13 protein-coding genes are annotated in these 17748 nt (G+C 60.7%); 6 read left to right on the top strand and 7 right to left on the bottom strand.

All coding sequences use genetic code 11. The features are described from left to right. The first annotated feature begins 165 nt into the window (after nucleotides 1-165). The 3 genes from HY556_05540 to HY556_05530 all read left to right on the top strand — a co-directional run bounded on the left by HY556_05540 (nucleotide 166) and on the right by HY556_05530 (nucleotide 2403). On the top strand, nucleotides 166-1056 hold the full coding sequence (locus tag HY556_05540) for a hypothetical protein (protein MBI4393245.1): 891 nt from the start codon (nucleotides 166-168) through the stop codon (nucleotides 1054-1056). Between the two features lie 106 nt (nucleotides 1057-1162). Further along, nucleotides 1163-2104, top strand: coding sequence for a DNA repair and recombination protein RadA (gene radA / locus HY556_05535; GenBank protein MBI4393244.1), 942 nt, complete (start codon nucleotides 1163-1165; stop codon nucleotides 2102-2104). Nucleotides 2105-2232: 128 nt separating this feature from the next. Beyond that, complete coding sequence (locus tag HY556_05530; protein MBI4393243.1) at nucleotides 2233-2403, top strand: DUF1931 domain-containing protein; 171 nt, start codon at nucleotides 2233-2235, stop codon at nucleotides 2401-2403. Between the two features lie 46 nt (nucleotides 2404-2449). Here the strand turns inward: HY556_05530 and HY556_05525 are convergent, their stop codons facing one another. The 3 genes from HY556_05525 to HY556_05515 all read right to left on the bottom strand — a co-directional run bounded on the left by HY556_05525 (nucleotide 2450) and on the right by HY556_05515 (nucleotide 5540). After that, entirely contained in the window at nucleotides 2450-2713 is a 264-nt protein-coding gene (locus tag HY556_05525; protein MBI4393242.1) for a UPF0147 family protein, read from the bottom strand. Nucleotides 2714-2816: 103 nt separating this feature from the next. Continuing rightward, entirely contained in the window at nucleotides 2817-3197 is a 381-nt protein-coding gene (locus HY556_05520) for an acyltransferase (protein MBI4393241.1), read from the bottom strand. A 111-nt stretch (nucleotides 3198-3308) separates the two neighbouring features. Continuing rightward, complete coding sequence (locus HY556_05515) at nucleotides 3309-5540, bottom strand: DEAD/DEAH box helicase (protein ID MBI4393240.1); 2232 nt, start codon at nucleotides 5538-5540, stop codon at nucleotides 3309-3311. 111 nt (nucleotides 5541-5651) lie between these two features. Between HY556_05515 and HY556_05510 the strand changes: the two genes are divergently transcribed. Then, the gene (locus HY556_05510; protein MBI4393239.1) at nucleotides 5652-6614 is read left to right on the top strand and encodes a hypothetical protein; all 963 of its coding nucleotides are present in this window, start codon (nucleotides 5652-5654) and stop codon (nucleotides 6612-6614) included. On the opposite strand, the gene HY556_05505 is transcribed toward HY556_05510, so the two are convergent. The 3 genes from HY556_05505 to HY556_05495 form a co-directional block, all read right to left on the bottom strand. Further along, nucleotides 6580-7308, bottom strand: a complete 729-nt coding sequence (locus HY556_05505; GenBank protein MBI4393238.1) for a prepilin peptidase — start codon at nucleotides 7306-7308, stop codon at nucleotides 6580-6582. The genes HY556_05510 and HY556_05505 overlap by 35 nt on opposite strands. Nucleotides 7309-7405: 97 nt before the next feature. Beyond that, nucleotides 7406-8866, bottom strand: a complete 1461-nt coding sequence (locus HY556_05500; protein ID MBI4393237.1) for an RtcB family protein — start codon at nucleotides 8864-8866, stop codon at nucleotides 7406-7408. Nucleotides 8867-8963: 97 nt separating this feature from the next. Beyond that, complete coding sequence (locus HY556_05495; GenBank protein ID MBI4393236.1) at nucleotides 8964-9338, bottom strand: DUF4188 domain-containing protein; 375 nt, start codon at nucleotides 9336-9338, stop codon at nucleotides 8964-8966. A gap of 88 nt (nucleotides 9339-9426) precedes the next feature. On the opposite strand from HY556_05495, the gene HY556_05490 reads away from it, so the two are divergent. Continuing rightward, nucleotides 9427-10434 (top strand): DUF4910 domain-containing protein, encoded by a 1008-nt coding sequence (locus tag HY556_05490; GenBank protein ID MBI4393235.1) that lies wholly within the window; start codon nucleotides 9427-9429, stop codon nucleotides 10432-10434. Between the two features lie 130 nt (nucleotides 10435-10564). Beyond that, on the top strand, nucleotides 10565-11977 hold the full coding sequence (locus HY556_05485; protein MBI4393234.1) for a cysteine--tRNA ligase: 1413 nt from the start codon (nucleotides 10565-10567) through the stop codon (nucleotides 11975-11977). A 54-nt stretch (nucleotides 11978-12031) separates the two neighbouring features. On the opposite strand, the gene HY556_05480 is transcribed toward HY556_05485, so the two are convergent. Continuing rightward, a complete protein-coding gene (locus HY556_05480) occupies nucleotides 12032-17638 on the bottom strand; it encodes a hypothetical protein (GenBank protein ID MBI4393233.1) in 5607 nt (1868 codons plus the stop codon). Nucleotides 17639-17748: the final 110 nt, after the last annotated feature.

Below are 17748 nucleotides of genomic sequence, written 5' to 3'. Positions count from 1 at the left end.
CCCGTTTCCGCCACCGATTCCCGACTCATAACCTTAGCGCTCTTTCCGATGCGTCGGCCACCGGTATTACCCTACGCGCCCCATGGGGGGTCAGCCGATCCACCTATTCCTCCGCCGGCGTTCAAGTGCAAAACCGGGCCTTTTTAAGGGACAGGAGGCTACCACGTGATGATGGATGGGGACGCGCTCGAAAGGCACCTCTTGGCCTTGGATGCGGTCTTTCCCCGGGCGAACTCCCTCGCCCGCATCGAGGAGCTCGAAAAGCGGACCGGCGGGCTCATCGCGCGCTCGACCCTTGCAAAAGTCCTCCTTGTAGAGGCGGGACTCGTCAAACGCTCCTCGGCCCCGCTGGCGTCCATCACAGACCGGACGATGCTCGACACTCGCGTCGTCGTGAAGAAGGTCTACGAGCCGCGCCGTTCGTCAACCGAGCCGAGCGTGAAACTAGACGTCACCGATGGGACGAGATCGGCCAAGCTCGAAATTCGCGGGGACAAGGTCGGATTGGTCGACAGCCGGCGGGTCGTCCCGGGTTCGACACTCATCATTGTGAACGCCGAGGCGACCCTCGCGGGCACCACGCTTGAATTGACCGCGGGTGATTGGTCGCAAGTGGACGTGGAGCCCGCGACGCCGACCGCGAAACGGCCGTCGGCCATCTCGGCGGGCGAGACCGGCATCTCCTTGAAAGGACACGTCACAGCGTTCTCCGAACCGCGCAGTTTCATTCGTCCTGAAGGGGGGACGGGCTTCGTTTGCGAGGTGGGCCTTGAGTGCGAAGGCGAGAGCGTGACGGTGACGCTTTGGGACGGCGCGGCGAAAGTGGCGCAGAAACTCACGATCGGTGAACGCGTGGCGCTCCACGGCCTGTACGCCAAGCAGAGGAACGGCAGGCTGACGCTCAACTCGACACGGTCGACGGACGTCCTTTTCATAGATGACGCTGCCCACCCGTCAGTTGGAGACGGTACCATGGGTGCTGGTGTGCCGAGCGTGACGATCGGCACACCGCTCCTACCGGCCCCCGCACCCGATTCGGCAAGCCGCTCCCTATGAACGGTAGTTTCGACGACCCCCGCACAGGCGTTCTAAATAGCCGTGGAAAAGTTAGAAGTGCGACGGTCAGCATATGGCACAGACAGCGAGCATGACAAAGGAATCGATCGAAAAGCCTACCATAGAGAGCTTGCCCGGCGTCGGACCGGCCACCGCCGACAAACTCAGGGACGCAGGTTACACCGACCTCATGGCAATAGCCGTGGCATCACCCTCCGACCTCGTGGAGGCCGCGGAACTCGGAGAAGCGGCCGCCACCAAGATCATCGAGGCGGCGAAGAAGTCCGCGGACGTCGGCGGTTTCAGGACCGGCGTGGAGCTTCTTGAGAAGCGACAGGCCATCGGAAAACTCACAAGCGGCTCCAAGGCCTTCGACGACCTCATGGGCGGCGGCTTCGAGACCCAATCGATAACCGAGTTCTACGGCGAGTTCGGAAGCGGCAAGACGCAGATATGCCACCAACTTGCCGTCACGGTGCAACTTCCCAAGGACGAGGGCGGCCTCGACGGTGAGTGCCTCATCATCGACACCGAGAACACGTTCCGGCCGGAACGCATCAGCCAGATGGCCGAGGCTCTGGAACTCGACCCGAAGAAGGTGCTCGACAAGATCCACGTGGCCCGCGCCTACAATAGCCATCACCAGATGCTGCTCCTTGACAAAGCCGAGGAGCTTGCGAAGAAGCGTCCGATCCGGCTCATAATCTGCGATTCGCTCACCGCTCACTTCCGCGCCGAATACGTCGGGAGAGGGACGCTTGCGGAAAGGCAGCAGAAGCTCAACAAGTTCATGCATGGGTTGCTGCGCTTCGGGGACCTCCACAACGCCGCCATCGCCGTGACGAACCAGGTGATGGCGAAACCAGACGCGTTCTTCGGCGACCCGACACGCCCGATAGGCGGCCACATCGTCGGCCACACGGCGACCTTCCGCATCTACATGCGGAAGAGCAAAGGCGACAAGAGGATCGTGCGCCTCATCGACTCGCCGCATCTACCAGAGGGAGAAGCAGTGGTACGCGTCTGCGAAGACGGCGTAAGGGACTGACCGGAGACATGGTCGGCGGCCCACGGGCCGCCTGTTTCCTTTTCTTCCACGTCTTGACAATATGCCGATTCTACGGCCTGAATCGGCAAACTTTTAAGGTGCCTATGGGTTGGTGAAAGGGGGATCCAATGACACACTCACTCGTGAACCAGAGCAAAGTGAAAGACGTCGCGGGCAAGTTCCGCGTAAGCGCGAGTTTCTACGCGGCACTCGAGGCACGCCTCGTGGACGCCATCGAGCAAGCGAAAACACGCGCCGAAGCGAACGGCCGGAACACGCTGATGCCGCACGACCTCTGACAAGGGACAAGCGGATCGAACCCAGGGAAAACCGCGTGCGGGCGGCCTACTTTGCGGTGAGCGATTCCAACGCGCTGATGATGTTCCAGATCAGCGTGCGCCCGTGGAGCGGGATGTTGGGGTCGTTCGCCAATTCGTCGAGGCTTGAGACCGCCTTTGCGACCCGGACGTCGAACGCCTCCGTCTTGTTGGCCAAGACCTTCTTCGCGGTGTCGGCGCCGCGCCTGATGTTGCGAGGGACCGAGGTGTCCTCGATGAGCTGATCTATCAATTCTGTGATTTGTCTCACTTTCTCATCGGGATTCAACATGACACCTCCTGTTCGCGAAAGCATCGGCGTTACCGGGTAGTCCGCTTCTTCCTGATAAATATTGGCCCTTGGATGAAACCGTTCTTCCGGGCCCGGCGAAAGACTAACCAACGCGGCGTTCGAGCGGCCGCGCGGGGACTCCACCATAGAAACCGTCAACGTCGGAATTCACAAGTGAATGTGCCGAGACGACGGAACCGTCGTGGATCGTGACGCCGGGCAAGATCGTGCAGTTCGCCCCGATGGTTACGCGCTTGCCTATCCTCACGGCGCCCGTCCGATATTCATCGACCGTGAACTCGTGGCATAGGATCGTCGTGTTGAAGCCGACGATGGAGTCGTCGCCGATCTCGATCATCTGCGGGTAGAAGATATCGAGGGTCGTCTCAAGTCCCATCGACACGTGGCGACCGATCTTCACGCCCATCCGCCGGTAGAGCCAGTTCTTGAGCCGTAGCGACGGCGAAGGCCTCGCGACACTCATGAGGAGGTAGTTGTACGAGACCCGGAACGGGTTGAGGATCCTCGTCCAGTACCAGAGCGAATTGTGGGGCCCGGGACTCTTGTGTACCGTGAGGTTCCGCTCGGCCACGTGTCACCCTCCGTACCGGCGATGCAGCGCATCGCGTATCCTCTTCGCGGTCTTTTCGCCTATCCCCTGCGTCTCGGCGAGTTCGTCGATCGTCGCCTTCGACAACGCCTCGACGGTGCGAAAACGCGCGAGGAGGCGCTTCGCGAGGGTGGATCGCACGCCCGGAAGGCCCTCCACGATGAACTGGAGCTCCTCGTCCGGCGTCATCACCGGCTTTTCCGAACGTAGCGAAAGCGACCGTTTCTCGTCGGATTGCTCGCGGTTTGCAAGCGCGGCCACGATCGCCGCCGTCTCCTTCGCATCCTTCGACCGGATGACCGCCATCTGGAAACCAGAAAGAAGCGCCGCCATCGCTCCGTATATCGCGGAGGGCTCGATCTTCCTCGCCGTGAAGAGGTCCTCGCCTTCGATTACCATGATGGGCGCTTCGTAGTTCAGGCGAAGGGCGCGCGCTTGGGCGAACAAGCGCCCATCAAGCAGTGAATCGGCAAAATCATGCGCCTCTTTGCGTTCGATGACGACGCGGTCCGACACGACGAAATCTCCCACCTCTATAGGTTCCACGGTCAAATCCATCCCAAGTCTCGAAAGTTCCTTCACAACCGGGGAAGCGAGTTCGCGACTGTCGACGATGACGGAAACTTTGGAACCGTCGTCCGGCTTCGCGATCTCCGGCGCGGGTACGGGTTCATCAAGCGACGCCGTCCACGACACGTTCACGTGCTCCAGGTACCGGCGAAGGTTCTCGACCTCGGCCGACATCTTCCGTTCCTTGTTGCGTCCGCTCCATCTCGAGATCTCGTCGCGCGTGCCTTTCGTGACGAGGATCAACGCCGTCCCGGCGCGGCCCCGGCCGGTCCTTCCCCGGCGCTGGATGCTCCGGATCTCCGAGGGGACGGGCTCGTAGAATACGACCAGGTCGGTGGCCGGGATGTCGAGGCCTTCTTCCGCGACCGATGTGGCGATGAGGGTGTTGTGGCGGCCTTTCTTGAAGTCCTCGATTATCGCGCTCTGCTCCGCTTGACTCAGTCCCTTGTCGTTGGCCTTGTCCGCCTGGCCCACGAATCGGATCGGGCGGATCCCCTCGACTTTGGACAATTCCTGGAACAGGAGTTCCGCAGTCTCTCGAAACTGCGTGAAGACGATGACGAGCGAATCGGGTTTCTTGGTGAATTGACGTTGGAGGATGATGGCGACCCGGCGTAGCTTCGGGTGCTCGACTTTCGCGTTTTGCGCGAGGATGACCGCCTTCACGACGTCGGGGTCGGCGAGTATCGCCCTCGCCGCCTTCGATTCGTCCCTGTTCATCTTCTCCATGTACGAGACGAACGCGCGAAGGCCCTGCGTCTCGACGAGTTCGATGGCGTGCGATAGCTTCAGGGCGGCCGCCTGGGACGAAAGCAGCGAGTAAGCCCTCGTCGCGCCTTCCGGCCCGGCGTCCTTGATGCGTTTGAGGAGGAGGCCTTGGGCAAGAAGCAGGTCCTTGACCGGGGGGCGGGCGGTCTTGATCACTCCACCAGACCGTAACTCCGCGATGGGCCTTGCGAAAGCGCGCTTCACGTGCTCCGCGATGATGCGAAGGTTCTCGGGAAGAGGCACTTCGATCCAGTTCACGTCGATGCCATGCACATGCGGCGCGATATCCGGGTCCGCTTCGGTGCGGACCTCGACGCCCTTGATGTCCAGGACGTGGCAGAGTTCCCGGATCTTTTGAGGGTCAGCACCCGGGGAGGCCGTCATCCCGAGCACTAGGCCGTGGATCGTCTGGCGCTGGTATTGTTCGGCGATGTAGACGTACGCGTAATCGCCCACCGCCCTGTGCGCTTCGTCGAACACGATGAGACCCACGTCCCTTAGGGACGCCCGTGAGCTCAGGATGTCGTTCTCGACGACTTGCGGTGTTGCGACGATGACGCGCGATGCCTCCCAGATCTTCGCACGTTTCTTGGTCGACGTCTCCCCCGTCATCATGGCGACTGTGAGCCCGTCGAGGCGCGACTCGAGGAAACGGGCGTGTTGCTCCACGAGGGGTTTCGTGGGCGCCAGGAACAGGCACTTTGAGTCGCCCGACCTCAAGCGCTCCGCGATGACCCTGAGGGCGATGACAGTCTTTCCAAGGCCGGTGGGAAGCACGACGAGGGTGTTCCTCCGAAGGCACTCCCGGGCGATGACTACCTGGTATGGACGCTCCTCTATCGACCCTGGGACAAGGAGGGATGCGCCCATTTCGGCCACGGCGCGAAGGAGCGCGGTGGCCGGCCTTAACGTTTAGCCCTCTCGATTGGGGCGCTACGCCGTTTATGGGAGGGTTTTATAGCCGTACCTTGCTTCGATTGACGGAAAGCCATGGGGACACGGACGAAGGCTGTCGCATTGGTCCTGGCGCTCGCCGGGTCGGCCTTCGTGGCGGGCGCTCTTCCGAACCAATGCGGACCGCTTGACATCGCGTTTGCGCCAGGGACCAACGCAAGCCCATCGATGGCGCAGCGCTCGAGCTACGTCGTCAACATCACCCTCACGGACCAGAACACGCAACCCGGTACGGGACCCGCAGCTCAGACGAGGATCGTGCAGATGACCTACGGAGATCCAGGGGCGACGGGCTGGTCGAGAACCCCAACCAGCCAACAGATAAGCCTCGACGCGCAAGGCGCGGGTGCTGGGAGCGTCACCGTATTCGCCCCTTCCGCCGCCGACGCACCGAAGACCCCGACGTTCACGATTTCGGGGATCCTTTCCTGCTCGAACGCCAGCGGCAACATTGGTACTGCGAATTCGAACCAGCAACTCGCATTCAAACCGGTGCTGAACGTCTCGGGAACCAACGAGACCGTGGGACCAGAGCCGCCTCCCCCCGACGGCAACGCCCTCCTCATCACGGTGATCGCGCTCGCCATCGTCGCCGGTGCGGCCTATCTCGTCCTCACCACGAAACCGGTGGGTGTGCGTCTCAAGACCGCAGAGGGGACCAAGGAGTTGGCGCCGGGGCGCGGCGCGAGTTTCCCCGTGGTCCTCCAGAACCGCTCCGACAAGGCGGACACGGCCGTTTTCAAGGTCGCCGAAGTGCCTGCGGGCTGGAGCGCGTTCATGGCGCTCCCGGAGATCCAAGTGGGCCCCAAGGAGGAGAAGAACCTGTGGCTCATGGTGAAAGCCCCGCCGGACGCCAAGGAAGGGGAAAGCGTCAAGGTGGCCCTTGAGGCGAAAAGCAAGAGTTCCCCGAACAAGGTCGCTCGAATCGAGCTCGTTGCCAAAGTACAGAAGCCTGTGACCCAAGCTAGCGCTGAAGGATCAGGGAAACAATCGGGCTGAAGACGACGTCACCCGCGGTGAACGCGAGGACGAACCCGAGAAGCAGCGGGATCATGAAAGGGACCTTTGGCGTCACCCAGACTTGATCGATGCCTTTCTCCAAGAAAAGCGGCACCTGCTCCTCCGCGTCATCGTGCGGAAGCATGTAGCGTCGCTTCATCCGGCCTTCTTCGAGCCGGTCCATCAACCATACGGGACTGTCCACGACGTTCTCCGGCCGCATCTTGTAACCTATCAACATGGCGGGGAACTGGAAATCGCCGCGGGCAACGTTCACGAGGACTAGCCCAAGCGGGACGATGAGGATGCCAAGAAGCGCGTTACCAAGGATGGAGAACGGTGTCGGGACGATACCCGGATAGGCCGGGAGGGCCTCCAAATGAATGGGAAGCGGGGCCAATGCGGCGAGCGCCATCAATGCCTTCGCATCCGCCCCGCCGGCGATGAGGCCCAACCGGTGGAAGACGTACGCCGCGAGGGCGAAGACCGCAGCGGCCCCCAGGTAGAGGTACGCGTCCAACGCAACGGCGCCGACGAAGTATTGGACGCCTAGAAGCACCAGGCCGAAACCCCCGAGCCCGAACCATAGGTAGTTCGGGGCTCTACGCCAGAACCAATCCGTGACGGAGGCATAGCTGAGGACCAAGACACCCGCAATGAAGCGCGCGAGGTCGAAGAGTAGCGCCGTATCCACGCCGCCGGAATCGGGAGCACGTTAGAATACGTTTCCGGTCCGGCCCTCTTGGTGGCGTCCGTGTCATCGACAGCGACGGCCGAGCCACCCTCCTGATTCAGCCCTTGACACAGCCCATCGGCACGAGCCTTACGACCTTTTGCGAGATGCCTGCGCCTTCGCAGACGTCGACGACCTCTCGCACGGCCTTGTAAGCGCCCGGCGCCTCCTCGGCCGCGACCTCGAAGGATGCTGGTTTCACGATTATCCCCCGTTTTTCAAGGTCGCGGATGACCGCCTGGCCTCGGAAGTTTCGTGTCGCCGCGGCCCTACTGAGGTTACGCCCTGCGCCGTGGCACGTGGAGCCCCACGTCTCCTTCATCGCCCTCTCGGTGCCGACCAAGAGGTACGATTCTGTCCCCATGTCGCCGGGGATCAGGACCGGTTGCCCCGCGTCACGATAATCGGACGGGATGTCGGGGTTACCTGCTGGGAAAGCGCGCGTGGCGCCCTTGCGATGTACGATGAGTTCCCGTCTCTTGCCGTCGACCTCGTGGAACTCCCGCTTCGCGACGTTATGCGCGACGTCGTAGACGATCTGCATGTCCATTGACTCCGGGCTGTTCCCGAGCACCTTCTCGAAGCTTTGCCTCACCCAATGGGTGATCATCTGCCGGTTCGCCCAGGCGAAGTTCTGGCCCGCCCACATGGCGCCGAAGTACTCCTCCGCCTCGCGGCTCTTCGCGGGAGCGCACGCGAGTTGCCTGTCCGGGAGCTCTATCCCGTACTTCTTCTGGGCGCGTTCCATGGATTCCAGGAAGTCGGAGCAGATCTGGTGCCCGCAACCGCGGCTACCCGTGTGTATCATGATGCAGACCTGGTCGCGTTTCGTTATCCCGAACGCCTTCGCGGTCTCTGGGCGGAAGATGTCCGCTGCGGCCTGGATCTCGCAGAAATGGTTCCCGGCGCCCAAGGACCCGACCTGCACTTTTCCGCGTTCCCGGGCCCGCTCGGAGACCCATTCGGGGCGCGCGCTCGTGAGGCGCCCTTCGTGTTCGGTGTGGGCGAGGTCGGCGTCCCAACCATAACCGTGCTCCACCGCCCAGTGCGCTCCGTCCTTCAAAACGTCGTGCAACTCCTGCGGGGTCAATCTCACCTTGGCCTTGCTGCCTACGCCGGACGGAACGTTCACGAATAGCACTTCGACGAGTTCCCTCAACTTTGGCGTGATCTCCTCACGTGCAAGGTTGGTCCTGATGAGGCGCACACCGCAATTGATGTCGAACCCCACGCCACCGGGCGACACCACGCCCTCTTCCGCATCGAACGCCGCTACACCGCCGATGGGGAAACCATAGCCCCAATGGATGTCCGGCATGGCCATGGACGGCCCGATGATCCCCGGCAGGTGGGCGACGTTCGCGACCTGTTCCGGCGCATGATCCTTCACGATCGATTTCACCATCGATTCGTTGGTGTAAATCAATCCTGGCGCCCTCATCCCTTTCTTGTACGTCTTCGGGATCGCCCAACGATAATCGTCGAGGCGTTCGAGGGGCCCGGTCCACTCCTTATCCATTGCACGGCCACAATCCCGATTGATGATAAAGGTGTGCCATAAGCCACGGCGTTCATTGCGTCGCCAGATTGACCGGCGCCATCGGTCGGCGGGGAGTCTACGACGGCGCGGAGAGTTTTCGCGGCGGCGCACCGGTGTCGTCGGAGGACATGCGCTCGAATCCGCCTTTTTCCTCACGGAAGAGGCCGATCGTGAGGTCGATGTCGTGGGAATGCGAGTTTGCCCAGGCGACCATGCGCTGGTGCTCCTGCGACCCGTACCACGCCATCAGCGTCTTCATGTCCTTCCAATACGCGACAATCAACACCTTGGTCGGCGACTCGATCGCCGCATGGGACCTGATCAACCCTTCTGAGGCGTTCAAGGCCTTCAGGAACCCGCCGCTTCGCTGGGCCCAACCGAGAATGGCGTGCGGCGTCTTGAGGTGAAGCGAGACGACGACGAGCACCCCTTCCGAACCGAGTATTCCCATTGGGAGGAGAATCTCCGGGCCGGTCTTAACGATGCCCATGCTGCAACGGCGCCAAAGCCCTTAAGGAGGGCAGACGGGATGGTTGCAAGTGCGCCATACTTTACGCGTCTTACCGGCGCTATTGCTGCTCCTTCCGGCCCTTGGAGGGTGCAGTTTCCCGACCGAGACCGTGACGCCTCCGCATGTGAACGGCTCGCACCGCCCGGACGTCCTCTTCGACGAGGATCTTGCGTTCGAGGCCCTACGACACCAAGTCGAGCGCGTCAATGGGACGGCCTTGGAAAACTATTACAGGATCCCCGGCACGGAAGGCAACGACTACGCCGCGAACATCATCGCCGCGCGACTTTCCGCGATCGGCACGGTCGTCACTTGGGACAATTTCACCGGCCCCTACGCCGGAAACGAGACGCGGATGCACAACGTCGTCGGCCGCCTCGGGACGACGCCTCGGACCGTCTATCTCGCCGCCCACTACGATACGCGCCCGTGGGCCGACGAGGACCCCGATCCACGACGTCGATCGGAACCGGTCTTGGGCGCCAACGACGGGGCCTCCGGCGTTGCTGTGCTACTTGAATTGGCGCGCGTGCTTTCCAACCGGTCCCTGAACTTCAGCGTGACCTTCCTGTTCTTCGACGGGGAGGACGGTGGCCGTGGCGGTGACGGTTGGATCGTCGGGAGCACCCACTACGCGTCCAACATGACGACGAGCGAGGTCGCGAACGCGATGGGTTTCGTGCTCCTCGACATGGTCGGCGACCCCGAACTGTCGTTCCTACGTGAATCGACGTCGGCGAACGGGCCGGGCAAAGCCCTTCAAGACCTCATCTGGGCAGAAGCGAGGCGACAGAACGCGACTCAGTTCGTGAACGCAAGCGGCGGAAGCATAATCGACGACCACGCGCCGTTCCTGGCCCGCGGCATCAAGGCGGTCGACGTGATACATCTTGACAAGAAAGGATCGTCCGTCTTCCCGGACTCCCATCACACGACGTTCGACGACTTGGAGCACGTCTCCGCGAAAAGCCTTGGCGTCGTCGGGCGCATCATCGAAGGCGTAATCCATAGGATCGACCAAGGGGAAGCGGTGTGATTATCCCCCGCCGGGATGCATTGGTACGAAGACCCGGACCAAAGCGACGGGCGCCGGCCTTTTAGGGCGTCACGTCTAGGGTCGGTTTCTCGTAACGCATTTAAACGCTCACGGCGTCTTCACGCCGACCATGGGGCTCCAAGTCTTCAACAGTCTCACCGGCCGAAAGGAACCCTTGGAGACGCTTGAGAAGGGCCACGTCCGCCTCTACGTATGCGGCTTGACCGTCTACGATTACGCGCACATCGGCCACGCCCGCACCTACGTGGCCTTCGACGTCGCGAAACGCTACATGCTCCACCGCGGGCTTCGCGTGACCCACGTCCAGAACGTGACCGATGTAGACGACAAGATAATCAAACGCGCAGCCGAGACGGGCGAGGACCCCGTGGCGCTCGCGGCCCGCTTCACGCGCGAGGCCGAACGCGACCTCGACCTCCTCTCCGTCTCCCGGGCGGACCACTACCCCAAGGTCACCTCCTCGATGCACCTCATCCTTTCCATGATCCAACGGCTCATCGAACGGGGATACGCGTACCAAGCGGCAGGAAGCGTATATTTCCGCGTGCGTAAACTCGCCGACTACGGCAAACTCTCGAAGATCGACCCCGAAGAGATGCTGAATGAGGTGCGCAAGGAAGCGGCCGAAGGCAAGGAGGACCCGCTTGATTTCGCGCTTTGGAAACGGACCAAGGCGGGCGAAGTCGCGTGGGGATCACCTTGGGGGGAGGGACGCCCTGGCTGGCACATAGAGTGCAGCGCCATGTCCGGGGCGATCCTCGGCGACACCTTCGACATCCACGGCGGCGGGATGGATCTCAAGTTCCCGCACCACGAGAACGAGATAGCCCAATCGGAGGCAGCGACCGGAAAACCGTTCGTGAAGTACTGGATGCACACGGGTTTCCTCACGGTCTCCGGCGAGAAGATGTCGAAGAGCCTCGGCAACTTCGTGACTATCCGCGATCTCCTCAAAGACCACGATCCACATGCCGTGCGCCTCTTCATGGTCTCCACGCACTACAGGAGCCCCATCGATTACTCGCCCGAATCCATCACGCAGGCCGAGAAGAACGTGGAACGCATCGTGAACATGCTTGGAAACGTGGAGCACGCGAAAGGAAAAGCGCGGGCAGGCGAAATGACGGCCGTGGACAAGAAGTTCCACGAGGGCCTCGCCGCGCAGACGCTCGCGTTCCAGAACGCGATGGACAACGACTTCGCGACCCCGGAGGCCCTTGCCGCCATCTTCCAGATGGTGAACGACATGAACGGCTACGCGGCGGCGGACCCGCACAGGGAAACACTCGACGAGGCCACAACGCTCTTCAAAGGCCTGGCGGATGTTTTCGGGATCGTTCCTGAAAAAAAGGCCGGAGGCGGAGAATCGCTCGCGAAGGTCATGGAACTCGTGATACAACTTCGCGCCGAGGCGAGGGCCCGAAAGGACTACGCGACAAGCGACAAGATCAGGAAAACGCTCCAAGAGGCCGGAATAATCGTCGAGGACACGGCGGATGGAGTGAAGTGGAGGGTGGGCTGAACGACCAATGTTCCAAGTCTCGCGTTGATGGCGCTCGCCCAATCCTCTTGACGCTTACTCTTGTGGGCATCCGCCGGGTGGGGCTGGTATGTCGCAATGATACGTGCTGTGGAAGATCTCCACGTAATGCGGTGTGAACATCCCATGCACCCACAATGGGTCCCACCTGAAGATCCGATGCGGCAATGTCAAATCCCCTTTCGGATGATTGATCGTGTAATACTCGACCTTCACAAACCCATCAGGCGGCGCCATGTCCAACATGCACCCGAGGCTACCCGCATACGCCTCATTCGTACCCGGACACCGATCCACTTCCTCCTCCTCGCACATCGAGTCCCGACAGACCCGCACGCGATCCGGGACGTCATCCTCCTGAGAACTCCACCCCCAATCCTTCAACTCGAGACTGAAAGACCCGAAATCAAACCGTTGCACCACCGACCCCCCAAGAAACGCCAACGTGAAATTCACCCCCACACGCGCCCACCCATGAGTCGCACCAGAACAACCCGTACTCCACTGACCATCGCCGACATGGTGCCCAGGATCCAAGAAATCCCAATACGGCAGACACGACGCGATAACGATCCCCCGCGCCTCCACACTATAGTTCCCACTGATCCCGTGATTCACGAAGTGATCCACCGGCGCCAAAGGAACAGCCAAGGTCGTCGTCCACGCTGGCGACCCAAAATACTCGTCCCACGTCAACGTGGAATTGTGGGCCTTATTGAAACTCGTGTTCAACCAAATACCATCGTGAACTATATCGCCAAAACTCAGAGTATAGGGAATCGGCGAGTAAACCCGCCAAGACGGCAAATACGCATCCAACACGTCATCCTGACACTCGAAACAGATTGAGCGAGCCAAACCCGATCCCAACGGGTCGTCAAGCGACGCAACAACCGGGTCGACCGCACCCGCTCCATCCGCGGCCAACAATCGCCACCGCTGCTCCAAATAATCAGGCGCACCGGGATTTCCCGCCCTGCCGAGGTACAACCAAGTCCCATTATCCACCCTCAACGGTCCATCCGGGCCCATTAACCGGGAAATGTTTTTCACAGTACTCGGAAGCATCACGAGGTGATCATCGAATCCCAAATGCGTCACGTTCACTGATGGCGAAGGAATATCCGCACTATCAACGAACATGGTGGAATTGAGGAGCGTGAAGCCCGGCGAGGGGTCGCTCCAACTGACGTTGATCCCCGTGACCCTCTTACTAGTCGGGACGAACACGTCCCACCCCTCGGCCTTCGGGTTCACGTTCCAATTCTCGATCCGGTTCCCCAACGACTTGTCATACGTCGCGGAAATACCCGGTTCCTTGCCGAGGTACGTGATTATGCGCATGTTGTAATCTTTCACCCGCACGAGCGCCGGTGAGAGGAGGCTCTCGCGCCAATACATGAACATGACGGTCCCATTCGTCGGCAACCAAGCCCGCGTCGCCCACTCCGAATAAGTCGTCATGTTCCCTCGCGTGGAATTGTTCTCAAGGCTCACGTTCGTCTCAAAGTAATTCGTGTTGCCGGACACGAGGTGAAGACTCGGCGCGCTGCTGAACGGCATAACTCGAACCAATGGATTGTGGAAATAATTCAAAGGCTCCCCGATCGAGGCGGGCAAAGACCCGACGAGCAACGCCATCGTATCGTTCAACAAAGCGCGTCCATCCTCCCCAAGCGCGATAATGTAGAATCCTTTCACGCCCTCGTACCTGAATTGGAAGCTCGTGGAGATCTGGACGTTCTCGTTCTCTGGAAGCTCGAAATCGTACCACGCGGCACCGTACGCCGTGAGATTAGTCAAAGGCCCGTTCGTTGCCGTGAAGGATTCATTAGACCCGACAAAGCTCCAATTGGGCTCAAGCACCGGCAACGGCGCGGCGGGAACCTCGGGAATCGACGTGTGCGACCACTCGGTCCCCGCGACATTATCCCGCACGCGAGACGTCGTGACGAAGCCTTCGTGCAACGTGAAACGCGTCCGCCACTGGAAAGAACCGACTGGCGCGTCGCACTCGCCCAAATGATCATCCAAGACCGTTTGATCGAAGTCCGCGTCGAACAATTCATTGTACGCCGTCGTGAGATTGCATAACCCATCGCGAGTCCAATCCAATTCCTCGTTCGAAAGCACCACGGTGTACTCGTTCAAGTGCTCCGCAGCATCGGTGACTTCGCCATCTTCGAAAAATCGGACCGGCGGCACGGGAGGGATCCCAGGCGCATCCGCTTCCAATGAGCCAAGACCCATGATGCGCCCCCTAAGGCCCCAGAGGTTCAGCCAATTGGAATAATTCCCCGCACTCGGAAGACCTATCACGCCCCAATCTTGTGGACTCGCCTCACTCATGTTCGCGACTTCGGTGACGTTGAACGCGGCGCCACTCAACGCGTCCGTTCCGTTGCTCATGAAGTCCAGGGGGAATTCGTAGTAGAAGTGACTGCACCAAAGGCCGGGGAAAACGGCGTGCATGGTCGTGTTCCCATCCGGTCCCGTGTTGTTTCGCCACACGGTCTGGAGACGCAGGTTGTTACCGGCCAATTCCGCGTCCAGGCTCGCTCTGGGCGACATCACAACGCCGTCGCAATTGTGATGATCCTCTTTCGAGGTCTCCAGCATGAAGTGTTCGACGAGTGCATCCGGGATGGCAACGCCGTCTCGATACCGCGTCGTGATGTTCACGTCCCGCGTCAGGTAGAGGCCAGTCGGGACAGTGTTGACCACCCGACGGCATGAGGTGTCGACCCCCGTGCCGGTGCTGTAATCGCAAACATCGTCCGTGATCACGCGTACAACGCCGAAGTAGTAACCAAGTGGCGAATCCCAAGTGCGTGACGCATCGGTCTCTAGAACGATGTTTGCCATCCCGGTCGTCGGTATGACGCTCCCGATCGACGCGTCAAGGATCGCATCGAGTTGATCCTGGTACTTCGTTGTCGTCTCGTTCAGTGGCTTCAGAATCGGGTCCACGGGCACCATCTTTAGCACACCTTGGACGTGGGATCGGACCCACGTGAGACTCTCCGCCACGCCCCCGGGCTTGGTCGTCGTGGTCATATTCGCTCGGGCAGCGAGGATCGCCGCCCGATGCGCCGCAATCTCGTTCAATTGCGGCGTCGTCATACCCACGGGGGGATGGTAGAATATCTCCTGGCTCCGATTCGCCGCGATCTCCGCAAGTTCCAGCAAGGGATCGAGGTGGGGAAATGTCGGGGCGACGGCAAAGCTTCCACTCACGTTCACCGTCTCCTCGGGCACGAAGTAGTACGCCTTCGTAGGGCGAGTGACGCTTCCCAGGGAATCGTCAACGTCTGCCGCGACGCTGGTACTAGCTGGGAGACTTCCGGGTGTTGCGGCCGTGGAGTCCCACGAGTTCTGGAGAACGTTCAAAGCGGTCTCGTGGCCCAGTCGGCGGATCGCCTCGCTCGCATTATTCACGAAGGATTCGGGGTAATAATAGAAGGTCGTGTTGATCCTGACGGTCTTTGCCGAGCCCGGGATTGAGGTGGAGAATTCACCATCTTCGAGGAGTGTGCGGGGGGAGCCCATGAGTTGGTCGAGGAGACTTGGCAACGCCATGGACGGATTTGCGACCTTGAAGCTGCTGGTTACGCTGGTCGCGTTGTTGGTGACGCCGAAGTCGATCATGGACGTCAGCGCGACGGGGGCAAGGTCCAGGATGTGGTTCAATCGCGACGTGCTTGCCCACGCGGGGTGCCCTGGTATGGCGCTAGCGTTTTCGGGGCTGAACGTCGCGTTCGGCGTCCACCCGAGGATCTGCGTCGTGTTAAGCACGCCATGCCCTTGGCGCCACGCGTTTTCAACGGTGTCCACGCCGTTCCAAGCGGGAACCGCGAGGGCGCGGAGGTATTCTTCTACGATGAAGGGGTCGGTGATGCCTTTGAGCATCAGCAGGGCTGCGAGGTCCGTCACATTCTTGACGGCTTGAACGTCCGATCCCGCTGCGCTGGGAAGCGCGACCAGGAAATCCGGCTTAGGGGCCAATGAGTACGTAGGCCCTGCGGGGACACCCGTGGCCGCGCCGTTTCCCGATTGGTTGGCCGCGGCCACGCCAATGACGTATCTGCTTGATCCGATGCCGCCGGCGGTGAAGTATTGGGACGCGCCAAAGCCTATTGAGTCAACGGGAGCGATTACGAGGGTGCCATAGTCGCGTAGGAGCGCCAGGTCCGCTTCAATCTCGGGCGTGAGCGGGAACCCGCTGCCCTCGATTGCGACGATGCGCGGCCGGAGTTCCATCGCTTCCTGGAGGATCTTGCGCAACTCGAGAATCGTCTGGTTGGTCCCTTCGGGCGTGTCGGCCGCGGCGGACACGTTTCGCCAAAGGTGGGTGACGTTCCCCATCGTCGAGGACGGGGCAGTCCCGTGGATCACGTGCATTATGCGAACGCCGCGCAGGTCCAGTGGGGCGAAGTTCTCGATGACGTCCACGTTCAGACAGATGTTTCCGTAACCGTCGAGAACGGTCCCGGCGCCGGGAAGCGGCGCTCCGCCTACGTTGAGATCGTTGACGACGTCTCGGATGCAGATCTTCATGAGTTTGCTTACGAAACTGGACGCGTCAAGTTCGAAAGTGGATGTGGTCGCTCCGATGGGTCCTTGGCTTACTTCGCGTGACGCGTTCGGGTTCGCGATTGTCGTGTCCGCGGTCATGTTGTAGAAGTCCAGGTAGACCCGATCCGCGCTCGTGCTCGAGTCATCGTCACGCCACTTCACCGTGACCCGGACCACGGTCGTGTTGGCGACCGTGGCATTCGGATCCGTAGAAGTCGGCGAGTTCGATGCCGGCATCCGACGTGCCTCGGCGAAGGGGAGCCAGGGAACGTAATTCACGACCTGGACCCGCGAATCCCCCAACGTGAAATTGAGACCATCCGAAACGTTCACCCTGACGCTGTAATTGCCGATGCCGCGGAAGGAACGGGTGTTGTTGATCGAGCTGGCGATGTCGTTGAGCGTGGTGTTCGTCGTAGTCCAATTGAAGGTTAGACTCTGATAGTCCGTTTCGCTCGTCGTGACATTCGGAAAGCCGATAAGCGGATCCGCCTCCTTGTCGTAAAAGTTGAACACGGAAACGTCGCCGCTCATGTTCAAGAGATCAGTGTTCCGCAGCCGGTACGTCACGATCCCAGGGCCGCCCGTCCAAAACGCCTGGTCGCCTGGTTTGAGATTGTTCTTCGTCCAAAACTGGCTCGAAGCGACCGGGTGGCTGTTGGCGATGGTGAAATTGTGATAGAGTACGTGGTCCTCGAGACCAAACTCGCCCGTAAGCGTCAATCGAATCACATCGCCGAATCTTAGGTCCGACGCGTTGATCTTGATGAACTCGTGGGTGAGCCCATTCACGATCGGAGTGATCGGAGACATCTCGACCTCCGCGAGCGTATCTGCGCCGCGTTCGGCGAGCAGGAGAACCTTCGTGCATGGATTGCAAGTGATCTTCACGACGACGTCCTGTGAAGAGTTGGGACTCGACGGCTCGATCGTGACGTTGCCGAAATCAAAATTCGAGTGCGAGGCGACCGCGCTACCTACAGGCTGCCAACGGTCCACAGGCGCGGGCCAGCTCGACATGAGCAGCACGACCAGCAAGAACACGGCGCGGAGTCTATCGCGCCTCAACCTCTCCCCGGAAACGCAAACCCCTGCGAGTTCATATACTGGATGCTGAAAGGAATAGAATGTATCGAAAAAACACTTAAACAGCCGCACCTACTCTGATGCTCAAGGGT

The sequence above is a fragment of the Euryarchaeota archaeon genome, from assembly GCA_016207515.1.
In the GTDB taxonomy this organism is placed as follows: domain Archaea; phylum Thermoplasmatota; class SW-10-69-26; order JACQPN01; family JACQPN01; genus JACQPN01.
Note: the sequence above shows the minus strand (reverse complement) of the source record. Positions and strands in the feature narration are given on the sequence as shown.

What these genes read in the sequence shown, in the direction of transcription:
- HY556_05485 (MBI4393234.1), top strand. Translation starts at nt 10,565, where the DNA reads ATGGGGCTCCAAGTCTTCAACAGTCTCACCGGCCGAAAGGAACCCTTG.
- HY556_05520 (MBI4393241.1), bottom strand. Translation starts at nt 3,197, where the DNA reads ATGAGTGTCGCGAGGCCTTCGCCGTCGCTACGGCTCAAGAACTGGCTC.
- HY556_05525 (MBI4393242.1), bottom strand. Translation starts at nt 2,713, where the DNA reads ATGTTGAATCCCGATGAGAAAGTGAGACAAATCACAGAATTGATAGAT.
- HY556_05495 (MBI4393236.1), bottom strand. Translation starts at nt 9,338, where the DNA reads ATGGGAATACTCGGTTCGGAAGGGGTGCTCGTCGTCGTCTCGCTTCAC.
- HY556_05500 (MBI4393237.1), bottom strand. Translation starts at nt 8,866, where the DNA reads ATGGATAAGGAGTGGACCGGGCCCCTCGAACGCCTCGACGATTATCGT.
- HY556_05510 (MBI4393239.1), top strand. Translation starts at nt 5,652, where the DNA reads ATGGGGACACGGACGAAGGCTGTCGCATTGGTCCTGGCGCTCGCCGGG.
- HY556_05530 (MBI4393243.1), top strand. Translation starts at nt 2,233, where the DNA reads ATGACACACTCACTCGTGAACCAGAGCAAAGTGAAAGACGTCGCGGGC.